Here is a 13,072-nt window from a genome sequence, read left to right on the forward strand (position 1 = left end):
GTAACCTAAGTATAGCATAAACAATGACAACTTTCAACTACTAATAATTTAACCTAATACCAACACTTAAATCCTGATATTCCTTAGAATAGAAGTTAGTTCCAATTTCTGTATTAATGTCCAAAGATAAGGCAAGGGTCTGCTCTTTTATATATTCAAACCACGTATTTATTGCTTCCTTAATTTTCTCTTCTTCTGTTTTGATTATTACTCTGATTCTATCTGATATATGAAAATCAGCTTGTTTTCTGGTTTCTTGAATGAGCCTCACGACATCTCTCGCTAACCCTTCTAGAATTAATTCATCATTTAGTTCAGTATTTAGAATGACAACTCCTTTGTTGTTATCAAACACAGCAGAATATCCACTATTTGCTTTTAACAATAGTTCATATTCGCCTTTTTCTATGATGTAATTTTCTGACTCATTACCTAAAAAAACTTGCTCATTTTCAACTTGCTTCCATTTTCCCTCTTTGACATATTGAACTAGTTTCTTAATTTTATCTGGTATTCTCTTTCCAAGCAGCGGAAAACTTAGCTTTAACTCTAGTGATGCAATATCTTCAAGTCTGTTTACTAACTCCAGTTTTTTTACATTTACCTCATCTTTTATCATCTCTTGATATTCATTCATGCTTGGTGTCATTCCAGCACTTTTTTCTTTCTGGATCCCAGTGTCAGCTACTCGGATGACAGGAGAGAACTCTGGGATGACAGAAAACGGCTCACCTTCAAGAAAACTACAGGAAGACTGATGATAAATGATCATACTGCCAAGTGGCTGTCTGATACGTATGTTAAAAGTGTTTCTAATAGAGAGTGCAGAGTTGCATATCTCTCTCACCAAATCCATCTTGGCAATGAGCTGACTATCAAACTTCTCTAATTGTGGAAAATTAGCCAAATGAACAGATGTTTCTTCATACTTAAGCCCTTGCCATATATTCTCTGTTATAAGTGGCAACAAAGGAGCTGCAGCTCTTAGTATGTAATAAAAAACCGTATATAGAACATTATAAGCATCAGTTTTATCCTGATCCAAATCACTTTTCCAAAAACGCTCGCGACTGCGACGAATATACCAATTATTTAGCACTTCAAAAAAGTTCATTAAAATTTTGCAAGCCTCTTGGGAGTTATAGTTGTTCATAGAAGCTTGGATACCTTCTACAGCTTCAAAACACTTGGAAATCATGTAACGATCAATAGTGCTTTGATAATCCTTACAAACTTCAGCTTTAATCCCATCTGCATTTGCATACATGGTAAAAAAGTGATAGCTATTCCAAATAGGTTTTATTACGTTTTTCAGAACATCTCGTATTGAGTTTCCTTCTTTATCGAGTAGCAAATTACCACCACAAACAATAGATCCAGAAAGCATAAGAAAACGCAGTGCATCAGAACCGTATCTATCAAAAACCTCCATTGGATCTGCATAGTTATTCAAACGTTTGGACAATTTTTGCCCTTTTACATCCAAAACAACACCGTGGCATATGCAGTTCTTAAATGGTTCCCTATCAAACAAAGCAGTGGACAATACAAAGAGCGTATAAAACCACCCCCTGGTTTGCGCTATGTATTCAGTGATAAAATCCGCAGATTCAAACCACTCCTTATTTTCAAACGGATAGTGGATTTGCGCAAATGGCATCGAGCCAGATTCAAACCAGCAGTCAAACACGTCAGGTACACGGCGCATAACTGATTTTCCTGTTGGATCATCAGGATTTGGTCTTGTTAAAGTATCGATAAATGGTCTGTGCAAGTCGTCTATTTTAACATTAAAATCTCTCTCCAGTTCTTCTATTGAACCATATACATCTACTCTTGGATATCTCGCATCATCTGATTTCCATACAGGGATTGGCGTACCCCAGAATCGATTGCGTGAAATTGACCAGTCGTGTGCCCCTTCAAGCCATTTTCCAAATTGACCATCTCTAATGTGGTTTGGTATCCAATTAACTCTCTTATTTAGCTCTACCATTCTGCTTTTGAATTTTGTAACTGCAACATACCAAGAAGGCATAGTGCGATAGATCAAAGGAGTGTCAGTTCTCCAGCAGTGTGGATAATTGTGAATATATTGCTCAGTTTTAAACCAATTCCCTTGCTCTTTTAATTTTTTTATTACTGTATCATTGGTATCAAAAACATGAACCCCTGCCAAATCTGAAACTTCAGCAGTAAATTTTCCACTGTTATCAATTGGACAAATAACTGGAATATCATGGCTTTGGCAAAGGTAAAAATCTTCCTCACCAAATCCAGGAGCAGTATGCACAACGCCAGTACCATCTTCTTCTGTCACATAATCAGCGATGAAAACGCGGAATGCATTTTTCGTATCTTTAAAGTAATCAAATAGTGGTTTATAAGGAAGACCTGCAAGATCATTCGCTTTAAGTTTTATATTGCAGTTTTCATATGGAATATTGTTTTGTTCAGAGTGGCTGATAAATTTCTCTAGGTAGCTTTCAGCAAAAATATAAATTTCACTGTTCACTGAACTCCTTTCATTAACTTCTGTCATCCCAGTGCTTCGACACTGGGATCCAGAAATAGATTCCAGCGTCACGCGCTGGAATGACATCAAGGAGTGAACTGAAACTGCACAATACTCAATATCTTTCCCTATCGCCAAAGCCAAGTTGCTCGGCAACGTCCAAGGAGTTGTAGTCCAAGCAAGTAATTTACACTTTCGTTTAACACTTTTAAATTGCTGTGGGTTTTCTAAAAGCTCAAATGCAACAGTTACAGCTTTGCTAACTTTTTCTCTATACGCGTTATCAAGCCTTGTTTCGAAATTAGATAATGGAGTTTCGCATGCCCAGCTATATGGTACAACGCGCATTGATTCATACACCAGACCCTTATCATAAAGCTGCTTGAATGCCCACATGACCGACTCCATGAATGATTTATCCATAGTCTTATAGTCATTGTGAAAGTCTACCCACCTTGCTTGCCTATTTACATACTTCTCCCACTCTGATGAAAATTTCATCACAGAAGTACGGCAATGATCGTTAAATTTATCAATACCAAACTTCTCTACCTCAGTTCTGCCAGATATTCCAAGTTCCTTTTCTGCTCCCATCTCAGCCGGTAATCCATGGCAATCCCAGCCAAATCTACGTTCAACCCTTTTTTGAAGCATAGTTTGATATCTTGCAAATGCGTCTTTGATGAAACCAGTGAGTAAATGTCCATAATGCGGAAGTCCATTTGCAAACGGAGGCCCATCGTAAAAGACAAAACAATTATCCTTGGAACGTTCTTCAACTGACCGCTCAAAAACTTTGTTTTCCTGCCAAAATTTTATGATTTCCTTTTCTAACGATGAAAAATCAGGACTACTTACTGTATCAGGATAATGCTTTGACTTCATGTTCGCTATGTAAAACTAAAGAATATAGGGCTTTCTGAAAAATTACAAATTCAAAAATATTTCCGTAGCTCACACCCCAACAAACTATTCTGCCGAGCTTCCAATACCTTTTTTTAAGTTTTACTTGCAGTTTTTATTGTTTTACTTAACATTAACCCAAGCTTTAGGGGTATTTTATGGATCAGAAGACAGATAAGTTTCCACAATTTTTAAAAATGTTGTGCTTTGTTGAAATGTGGGAACGTTTCTCTTACTATGGAATGAGGGCACTTTTGGTCCTATTTTTGACTTCTCACTTAGGTTTCACTGATGAGAGGGCCTTTACTATTTACTCATTATTTGCTGCAACAGGTTATGCTATACCAATACTTGGAGGTTTTTTAGCTGATAAGTTGATGGGATTCCGCAACATGGTGTTGCTTGGAGGGATAGTGATGATAGCAGGTCATGCTTGCATGTCATTGGTTAAGTTTGAACCAGGTTTATTATATTTAGGTTTATCTCTAATAGCCATAGGTACTGGTATGTTTAAAGGGAACGTAACTAACTTACTTAGTTCATGCTATGGCAAAGACGATCCTGAACGTAGCAGAGGCTTTACTTTATTTTACGTAGGTGTGAATATTGGAGCAATATTGGCTTCTATTTCATGTGGTTATGTAGCCCACTTGTTTGGCTGGCACTACGGCTTTGGTTTAGCTGGTATTGGGATGTCTATAGGGCTAATCTTTTTTCTCAAATTTCAGAATCTTTTAGGAGATAGCGGCCTTTCTCCTTATCCAGAGCTTATGAATAAGCGCATATTAGGGATTAAAATTTTTGGTATAGTATTGATAGGAAGCTTTTTGTCATCATCAATAATTGCTAAAATGCTTATACATAGTGAATTTTTTACTAATATGCTCATATTTATTGGAATAACAGCTCTGGGCATATTTATTTATATAATATCTAAATTATCAGCAGAACAAAGACGAAAATTAGTGGCATTATCTATTCTTGTGGTATTTTTCTTGTGTTTTTTTGCTTTAGAAATGCAGCTTGGCTCTTTGGTTAACTTATTCACCGAAAGAAACGTTATTAACAATGTATTAGGTATAACAATCCCAGCTTCAGTTTCTCAAGCCATAAATCCTTTGTCAATTATAATATTTGGCTTTCTTTTTGGAACATACATGAAGTTTAAGCAAAAATATGCAACTTCCATGTTTACCCTTGGCCTTCTGACAATGGCTATGTGTTTTTTCACACTGTACATAGGATGTTTAAACTCTAACATTGAAGGTAAAGTAGAATACTTATATTTAATAATTGCTATCTCCTTTATGGGACTGGGAGAATTATGTATTGCTCCATTAGTCCAAGAACAAGCAACTACACTAGCCCCCAAAAACCTTAGAGGAGTAGTGATGGGTATAGTAATGCTGTCATTAGCGTTTTCTAACCTAGCCGGAGTTGCAATATCAAAATTTATGTCAGTTCCTTCAGTAAATGGTAAAATAAATTATTTAGAATCTTTAGAAATATATAAAGAGGGTTTTTTAAAGGTGGGAATATTTAATTTAATGCTCGTTATTGTATTTTTATTCTTCTTCAATTTTATACATAAAGTTGTTACTAACTCATCTTGTACAAAAAATTGATATAGGTAAGCTCAAATTTGTAGGTTTAAGGTACCCGTTCAGCAGAGGTAGCAATTAAACTTTGTAACTTTTGAAAAAGATTATGATTGCATTTTTTCAATACTCTTTGCTTAAGATTTATATTTAACGCTGCTTAAAATCAGTGAAATGCACACCCCAGCAAACTACTCTGCCGAGCTTCCAACACTTTCACATTTACTATTTTGTCCCTGTATTTATCTTCAGAATCATCAATGCACACTGATTGCATATATGGGCTTTTACCAATAATTTGGTTTTGGTGTTTACCTTTTTTATCGCTAAATAGAACAGGTATAGTTTTACCTACCATACTCTGGTTAAACTCAAGTTGTTGCTTACTAATTAATTTCTGTAAACGAAGAAGGCGCTCTGTTTTAACCTCTTCTGGTACTTGATCTTTTCTTTCCGCTCCCGGTGTGCCTGGTCTTGGGCTGTATTTAAAACTATAAGCCTGAGCATATCTAACTTTTTCTACTAATTTCATAGTTTCTTCAAAATCTTTTTCGGTTTCTCCAGGAAAACCAACAATAAAATCAGAAGAAAATTCGATTTCAGGTTTCAATTTGCGAAATCTGTCTATTATTTCCAAATACTCCTCTGCAGTGTGTTTCCTGTTCATCGCGTGCAATATTTTATTCGAACCAGACTGCACAGGCAGGTGAACAAACGGCATGAGCTTTGGCTCTTCCGCATGTGCCAAGTAGAGAGATTCATGAATATCTCTTGGATGAGAAGTTGTATAACGAATCCTCTCTAGCTTTTCAATTTTAGCAATATGACTAATTAATTTTCCTAAATCCCACACTTCCCCTTCGCACTCCCCATGGTAAGCATTGACGTTCTGACCAAGCAAATTGATCTCATTTGCCCCATTTGCAACTAATTTCAATGCTTCACGAAATATTTCATTCACTGGCCGTGAATACTCAGCTCCACGAGTATAGGGCACTACACAAAACGTACAAAATTTATCACAACCCTCTTGTATGGCAAGAAACGCAGAAGACCCCTGGCTATTGCCATAGCATTCATCTGGCAATTTATCAAACTTTGCAACTTCAGGAAAATCAGTGTTTATTACATGACCTTTACTTCTGCTTGCTTTGACTATCAGCTCCGGTAAGGTAGCGATACTCTGCGGACCAACAACAATATCAACAAAAGGAGCCCTTCTGAACACTTCTTCTCCCTCTGCTTGCGCTACACACCCAGCCACCACTATAGTCATTTCTTTTCGTAACGAATGAATCTTCCCAAGCTCTGAGTAAAGTTTTTCTGCTGCCTTCTCTCTAATGTGACAAGTATTCAGTATCACTAAATCGGCTTTCCCTGCATCACTAACAACGTTGAACCCCAAAGGTTTAATTACATTTTCCATTAAAACGGAGTCATAAACGTTCATCTGACAGCCGTAAGTTTTAATATATAGGCCTTTCATATTTGGTATGTCTTTTTCAAAATTTCTTCACCCTACACGTAAATGTCTAACAGACCAGCGCGTGACGCTAGTGAACTTGCTAGCACAATAGATTTTGACAAAATTATACGAAAAACTGGATCTCAGTGTCAAGCACTTGGATGACAAGTTCTCGGCAACCCCTACGTCATACCATCACGGTATCTCTAGATCCCGCTAACAAGTAGCGGGATGACGGTTGTCAGGGTGTCATGAAAGTAGCTAACACTGGCTTCCATCCAAGAGGGCAGTGCCCTCTTCTTGTCATCCCAGTGCTTGACACTGGGATCCAGGAAAAAGAATGGTGTCATCCGAGTAGCTTGACACTGGCATCCAGGAAACTTAATTGCAAGTAATGCATTGAGTTTGGTGAGTATGGGTTTTGCGTTATAGAATGAAGCACTTTTGGTGAATTTGTAAAGAAAGCTGGATCCCAGTGTCAAGCACTGGGATGACAAGAAAGGGAGCACTGGAATTTTTATTTCAGTATTGTACATTAGCCATGCATCTGAACAGATACGAGCTTTCTGCTTTTTTTGGGTAAGGTCAGTCAAAAAGGTTTTACAACAACCATAATAACTATAACTATTATCAATACTGTAACTGCTTCATTTAAAACGCGAAAATAAATATGTGACTTCTTATTCGAACCCATTGCAAAATTTTTCCTATATTTTGCAAGTAGCATATGAATAATTAACATCAAAAGTATTGCAAATGCTTTTACATGAAACCATCCTTCACGATATGCTTCCCTAATAACCATTAGTGTAATTCCAAGACCAAGTGAGAAAAGCATTGCAGGGTTTATGATATATCTAAGTAGCCTCTTTTCCATTGTTTGAAGCAAGCTATCATTTTCCGATCCCGGTTTTACAGTTGCATGGTAGACATAAAGCCTGGGTAAATAAAGCATACCTGCCATCCACATGATAACAGAGATAACGTGAAAAGCCTCAAGCCAGTGGTAATAGTTCATTAGCAAAAATTTAAAATTCCTGGTATTGTGTTAGTTTAATGAAAAAGAAATCGATATGAAAGCAGAAAATTTCACTAAAGAACAGATAATTGGATTCTACAGGAAAATGCTACTCATACGCAGATTTGAGGAAAAAGCAGGACAATTATATGGGATGGGATTAATAGGCGGGTTCTGTCACCTATCAATAGGACAAGAAGCAGTTGCAGTTGGAACTCAAGCTGCATCAAAATTAGGTGACGCTTTTATCACAAGTTATAGAGACCATGGCTTAATGCTCGCATGTGATTCTGATCCAAATGTTGTAATGGCAGAACTTACCGGCAAAGAAACAGGATGCTCGAAAGGTAAAGGTGGTTCGATGCACGTATTTGACGTTGAAAAAAAATTCTTCGGCGGGCATGGAATAGTGGGAGCACAAGTTCCAATTGGCACAGGAATAGCATTTGCTAATAAATATAAGAAAAAAGATAATGTGGTATTTACATATTTTGGCGACGGTGCTGCAAATCAAGGACAAGTATATGAATCGTTTAATATGGCATCTTTGTGGGAGTTGCCTGTGGTTTACATCATAGAAAATAATGAATACGCAATGGGAACCTCCGTGCAAAGGTCAACTTTAGTAACAGAGTTATATAAAAGAGGAGAAAGTTTTGGTATTCCTGGAAAACAAGTTGATGGAATGGATTTTTTCTCTGTTTATGAGGCTACAAGCGAAGCAGCGGAACACACACGCAGCGGAAAAGGGCCTATCCTGCTTGAAATGAAGACATATCGATATCGCGGTCACTCAATGTCAGATCCTGCTACTTATCGCTTAAAAGAAGAAGTTGAAGATATGAAGCAAAATCATGACCCTATAAGCACTTTAAAGAAATACATGACAGATAATAAAATGGCTTCAGAAGAAGAGTGCAAAGTAATTGATAAGGAAATACGTGATTTAGTAAAAAAGTCGGAAGATTTTGCCAAAAATAGTAAAGAACCAAGCGTTGATGAGCTGTATACTGATGTTTATAAATTTGTTAGCTAATTTTTTTATCCAGAACTGTACAAACATTGTATAGTAAACGATGTCATCCAAATAGCTCCTTCTCCCGTCATCCAAGTGCCCTCCTTTTTTTGTCATCCCAGTGCTCTGACTACTTGGATCCAGCTGAGTTGGTGAGTATAAAAGTATAGCTAACGCAAGCTCTACGTCATGCCGCCGCGAACCGTCATACCGCCGCGGTATCTCTAGATCCCGCTAACAAGCAGCGGGATGACGGTTGTCAGGCTAGCTGTCATCTCAGTAGTCTCCTTCTCCTGTCATCCGAGTAGCTGACACTGGTTCCTTTATGACGGCAGTAACCCCTTCGGTGTCATTCCAGTGCTTGACACTGGAATGACACCAATAATTGACATTTCACTAGATATTCATTATAAATAATGGAATGCTACAAAGTATAAAAACCATATTAATAGAAGACGATAACGTTAGGCTGGATAGGTACATCAGAAGAATCTTTCCTGATCTAAAGCAATCTGTAATTGAAAAATCTTTAAGGAAAGGATTAATCAAAGTTGATGATTGCAAAGCAAAGTCCAGTGATAGAGTAAATTCTGGGCAAACTATAACGCTGAAGCACTTGAATTATATTGAAAACGCTAATTCTGATCGCAAATATAATGAAAAGTTAGTGAATCTACTAAGAGAGAACATATTATATGAAGACGAATATATACTAGCTATAAACAAACCCGCAGGGGTCATCGTTCAAGGTGGCGTAAAAGTAAAGATTAGCATGAGTGATTTGCTTGACCAAATAAGAGAGGGAGAAACATTTAAAATTGTCCATAGGCTAGATAGAGATACGAGTGGAGTGATAATATTCGCACGCAACGCTAATGTTGCCAGATACCTTATGGAAGAATTTAAAGGACGAAGAGTAAAAAAAACTTATTTAGCATTAACTTCTGGCATACCGAGCAAGGATAGTGGAACAATAGACTATCCATTGGTGAAAAAATATGTTTCAGGTCAAGAAAAAGTGGTCGTTGATGAAAATTCACCTCAGAATGCCACTACGCATTTTTCAATTATAGCAAAATCCAAACACAATGTTGCTTATTTAAAATTACAACCAATTACCGGCAGAACCCATCAGTTACGTGCACATTTAGCTCATATAAATTGCCCTATTCTTGGTGACGGTAAATATGGTGGTAAAAAAGCTTTTATTGATGGGATAGCAAATAAAATTCACCTTCATTCGCATTCTTTATCTTTAAAACTGCCAAACAATAAAGAAATCACTATCACCGCTCCTATCACTAAACACATCGAAAAATCCATTGAAGCGCTATTTTTCGACTGAAACGATTTCACCAATCAACTTTTCTGTCTTTGGCTTTAATTTGAAGCACAGATATTAGGCTAATTAATGTGCAGGCAGTAAGATAAATGCCTGCTGCAAGTTTTGTTTCGGTTTTTTCTATAAGCCACATGCATATGTATGGAGAAAGGCCACCAAAAATTCCTGCAGATATATTATTTGCTAAGCTTACGCCAGTGCATCTTACTTTTGTTGGAAACAGTTCACAAATAACAGAACCATATATTCCAAAAGATGCACCTACTGGTATAGTAATCAATAAGTAAGTTATTATTACGACATAGTGGTTAACGGAAGATAATAATGGTAATACACATGTACCAATCAGAGATAGCATAATCAGTACAGGAATCATTACGCGTTTTCTTCCAACTTTATCAGATAAAATTGCAAAAAGTACCGCAGATGCTGCAAATACAACCTGTATTACTATCCTCATTAAATCTTTAACACTAATAGATAAAATAACTAGCTCTTTTATTGATATATTATAAAACATTATTGCTGCGTAGACAATTGCATTCTGAGCAATTCCCAGATTGATTGAAATAATAAGCGGTCTTTTATAGTTTCTTACTAGTTCTAACAATGGTGAATGTGCTAAATTATTAGCGTACTTATTAGTTTTATATGCTAAGCTTTCTTTTAATATGTACCTAGTTAAAAAACCTATTGTCCCCAAAAAAAAGCAAAAATAAAAAAGCAACTTCCATCCCCATATTTCATAGTTCTCACCTGTAACTCTTTTGCAGATAAATATCATTGTTATGCATAAGAGCGTTCCAAGGGCTCCGCTAAAGGGCTTCATACTTCCTAAGAAACCTAGATTTTTTTTATCTTTTGAATGCTCTATCGTAAATGCTGTATTAATGCTTGTTTCACCTCCTGCAGTTATTCCTTGCACTATTCTACAAAACACAAGCAATACAGGTGAAAGCAACCCTATTTCTTTATACCCAGGTATAATTCCCATAATTGTGGATGATATTGAAATTAATATTACTGAAGTAAGTAAAGTCTTTCTTCTGCCATACTTATCTCCCATATAACCAAAAATTACTGCACCAATTGGTCTAAACGCAAAACCAATTGCAAAAACACCAAGGAATTTGAGTGTACTCAAATAATGATCTTCTGATGGGAAAAAAACGTTGATGATTGTATCTGTTAATACTCCAAAAAGAGTGAGTTCATACCACACAATCATGTTACAGATCATGCCCGATAGTATTGCTTTTCGGATATTATTCATGGTCTTTCAATTTAACATAACCTAATATATCATTAACCGGTGCTCCTTGCTATAAAATTTTTCATTCAATAACCTTCAAGGATAATTCACGTAAATGCTTATCCTCCACCTTGGAAGGAGCACCCATTAGAACATCTTCACCTTGCTGGTTCATAGGAAAACAGATTACTTCACGAATATTTGGCTCATCAGCAAGCAGCATAACTATTCTATCAACTCCTGGTGCTATTCCACCATGAGGAGGAACACCAAATCTGAATGCACGTACAAGTGCACCGAATCTTGTATCAACTTCTCCCCGGCTATAACCTGCAATGGCAAAAGCTTTATACATGATATCCAGTTTGTTATTACGAATCGCCCCACTTGACAGTTCTATTCCATTGCAAACAAGATCATATTGGTAAGCAAGGATATCCAGTGGATTTTTGTCCTCTAAATCTTTCAGACCACCGTGTGGCATGGAGAATGGGTTATGAAAGAAATCTATTTTTTTACTTTTATCGTCATATACAAAATATGGAAAATCAATGATCCAACAAAACTTGAAGATATTATCATCTATAAGACTGAGTTCTGACCCTAAAAGAGTGCGTACTTTTCCTGCAATGTTTGCCGCCTCATTCTCTTTGTCAGAAGCAAAAAATACACTATCTCCTGGCTCTATGTTTGTTGCTTCTCTTATGTGGTTTAGCCTATTTTCATCAAGAAATTTAGCAATTGGGCCTTTCGCAGTTCCATCTTTATCAAACGTTATATATCCAAGACCCTTAGCACCGAATTCTTTTTGCGCATGTTCTATCTTTTTATCAAAGAAGCTGCGTGGTTCCTCTGCTGTTTTAGGTGCAGGGATGGCTCTCACTACCATACCACGCTCAATATTGCTTTTGAAAATATTGAACCCTGAATCACGAAAAATTTCTGTAACATCGCTGATTAATAGTGGATTACGCAAATCTGGCTTGTCAGAACCATACTTAAGCATTGCCTCTTTGTATGTAATGCGTGGAAAATCTTTATCGACAGACTTGCGAGAAAATTTGGCGAACACTTTATATAAAGCAGATTCAATAACGTCAAATATGTCCTCTTGAGTCACAAAAGACATTTCAAGATCTAGCTGATAAAACTCTCCCGGAGAACGGTCAGCCCTTGCGTCTTCATCACGAAAACATGGTGCAATTTGGAAATATTTATCAAACCCTGAAACCATGAGCAACTGTTTGAAAATCTGCGGAGCTTGTGGCAATGCATAGAACTTGCCAGGATTTAGCCTGCTTGGCACTAGGTAGTCGCGTGCTCCTTCAGGAGAGGAAGCAGTGAGTATTGGAGTTTGAATCTCTAAAAATCCTCGCTCTATCATGAGCTTGCGGAGCTCTGCAATAATTTGTGAGCGCAAAATAATATTGTTGCGGACTTTTTCACGTCTTAAGTCAAGAAATCGATATTTAAATCTCATGTTTTCTGGGTATTCTTGCTCGCCGGTAATGCTTGCCAATATACTTCTTTCTTCTTTTGCTATTTCTTCATCAAAGTGGAACTCAACTTCCGACTCAACGCGCAAATTGTTGACTATCACCTCGATTTCTCCGGTAGAAATAGAGCTGTTTACCGTATCTTCAGTTCTAGCTTCAACTATTCCTGTAACAGTAATTACACTCTCCAATTTTAAATTTGATATCTCATCAAAAAAGTCTTTGTCATTATTAAATACTAGCTGAGTGATTCCGTAGAAGTCCCTTAAATCAACAAAAATTAGGTTACCATGGTCGCGCTTACGATATAACCATCCAGAAAGGGTAACTTCCTTTTCTACGTCGTTCTTCCTCAGTTCATTGCACGTATGAGTTTTATAGCAGTTCATATTTGTTTTACTTCTAAATTCTTTAAGAAGTATAGAAATAAACCTTATTACATACAAGCCCGTTCGTCAGATATTTGCG

At 36.8% G+C, this 13,072-nt stretch carries 9 protein-coding genes; 3 read left to right on the top strand and 6 right to left on the bottom strand.

Annotation, left to right across the window (positions count from 1 at the left end; genetic code table 11):
- Positions 1 to 40: 40 nt before the first annotated feature.
- Positions 41 to 3,400: an isoleucine--tRNA ligase gene (gene ileS, locus ABWU29_RS04520; protein ID WP_141457155.1), complete on the bottom strand. Its 3,360-nt coding sequence runs from the start codon at positions 3,398 to 3,400 to the stop codon at positions 41 to 43.
- A gap of 176 nt (positions 3,401 to 3,576) precedes the next feature.
- Here ileS and ABWU29_RS04525 point away from each other — a divergent pair, with 176 nt between their 5' ends.
- Entirely contained in the window at positions 3,577 to 5,043 is a 1,467-nt protein-coding gene (locus ABWU29_RS04525; protein ID WP_007548626.1) for a peptide MFS transporter, read from the top strand.
- Positions 5,044 to 5,182: 139 nt separating this feature from the next.
- On the opposite strand, the gene miaB is transcribed toward ABWU29_RS04525, so the two are convergent.
- From miaB to hemJ, 3 genes are all read right to left on the bottom strand, one after another.
- The gene (miaB, locus tag ABWU29_RS04530; RefSeq protein ID WP_141457153.1) at positions 5,183 to 6,502 is read right to left on the bottom strand and encodes a tRNA (N6-isopentenyl adenosine(37)-C2)-methylthiotransferase MiaB; all 1,320 of its coding nucleotides are present in this window, start codon (positions 6,500 to 6,502) and stop codon (positions 5,183 to 5,185) included.
- A gap of 185 nt (positions 6,503 to 6,687) precedes the next feature.
- Positions 6,688 to 7,017 (bottom strand): hypothetical protein, encoded by a 330-nt coding sequence (locus ABWU29_RS04535; protein ID WP_156518006.1) that lies wholly within the window; start codon positions 7,015 to 7,017, stop codon positions 6,688 to 6,690.
- Positions 7,018 to 7,070: 53 nt separating this feature from the next.
- Entirely contained in the window at positions 7,071 to 7,499 is a 429-nt protein-coding gene (gene hemJ, locus ABWU29_RS04540; protein ID WP_010082641.1) for a protoporphyrinogen oxidase HemJ, read from the bottom strand.
- 55 nt (positions 7,500 to 7,554) lie between these two features.
- Between hemJ and pdhA the strand changes: the two genes are divergently transcribed.
- Positions 7,555 to 8,535: a pyruvate dehydrogenase (acetyl-transferring) E1 component subunit alpha gene (pdhA, locus tag ABWU29_RS04545; protein ID WP_006279887.1), complete on the top strand. Its 981-nt coding sequence runs from the start codon at positions 7,555 to 7,557 to the stop codon at positions 8,533 to 8,535.
- Positions 8,536 to 8,935: 400 nt separating this feature from the next.
- Positions 8,936 to 9,859 (top strand): RluA family pseudouridine synthase, encoded by a 924-nt coding sequence (locus ABWU29_RS04550; RefSeq protein WP_006279888.1) that lies wholly within the window; start codon positions 8,936 to 8,938, stop codon positions 9,857 to 9,859.
- 7 nt (positions 9,860 to 9,866) lie between these two features.
- Here the strand turns inward: ABWU29_RS04550 and ABWU29_RS04555 are convergent, their stop codons facing one another.
- Together ABWU29_RS04555 and aspS are read right to left on the bottom strand one after the other, a co-directional pair.
- Positions 9,867 to 11,129, bottom strand: coding sequence for an MFS transporter (locus ABWU29_RS04555; protein ID WP_015589043.1), 1,263 nt, complete (start codon positions 11,127 to 11,129; stop codon positions 9,867 to 9,869).
- A gap of 61 nt (positions 11,130 to 11,190) precedes the next feature.
- Entirely contained in the window at positions 11,191 to 12,993 is a 1,803-nt protein-coding gene (aspS, locus tag ABWU29_RS04560; protein ID WP_015589044.1) for an aspartate--tRNA ligase, read from the bottom strand.
- Positions 12,994 to 13,072: the final 79 nt, after the last annotated feature.

The sequence above is a fragment of the Wolbachia endosymbiont (group A) of Phasia obesa genome, from assembly GCF_964028125.1.
In the GTDB taxonomy this organism is placed as follows: Bacteria; Pseudomonadota; Alphaproteobacteria; order Rickettsiales; family Anaplasmataceae; genus Wolbachia; species Wolbachia pipientis.

Excerpts from the sequence above, each read along its gene's own strand:
- aspS (WP_015589044.1), bottom strand. The coding sequence starts at position 12,993 with ATGAACTGCTATAAAACTCATACGTGCAATGAACTGAGGAAGAACGAC.
- miaB (WP_141457153.1), bottom strand. The coding sequence starts at position 6,502 with ATGAAAGGCCTATATATTAAAACTTACGGCTGTCAGATGAACGTTTAT.
- ABWU29_RS04525 (WP_007548626.1), top strand. The coding sequence starts at position 3,577 with ATGGATCAGAAGACAGATAAGTTTCCACAATTTTTAAAAATGTTGTGC.
- hemJ (WP_010082641.1), bottom strand. The coding sequence starts at position 7,499 with ATGAACTATTACCACTGGCTTGAGGCTTTTCACGTTATCTCTGTTATC.
- ABWU29_RS04555 (WP_015589043.1), bottom strand. The coding sequence starts at position 11,129 with ATGAATAATATCCGAAAAGCAATACTATCGGGCATGATCTGTAACATG.
- pdhA (WP_006279887.1), top strand. The coding sequence starts at position 7,555 with ATGAAAGCAGAAAATTTCACTAAAGAACAGATAATTGGATTCTACAGG.
- ileS (WP_141457155.1), bottom strand. The coding sequence starts at position 3,400 with ATGAAGTCAAAGCATTATCCTGATACAGTAAGTAGTCCTGATTTTTCA.
- ABWU29_RS04550 (WP_006279888.1), top strand. The coding sequence starts at position 8,936 with ATGCTACAAAGTATAAAAACCATATTAATAGAAGACGATAACGTTAGG.
- ABWU29_RS04535 (WP_156518006.1), bottom strand. The coding sequence starts at position 7,017 with ATGTACAATACTGAAATAAAAATTCCAGTGCTCCCTTTCTTGTCATCC.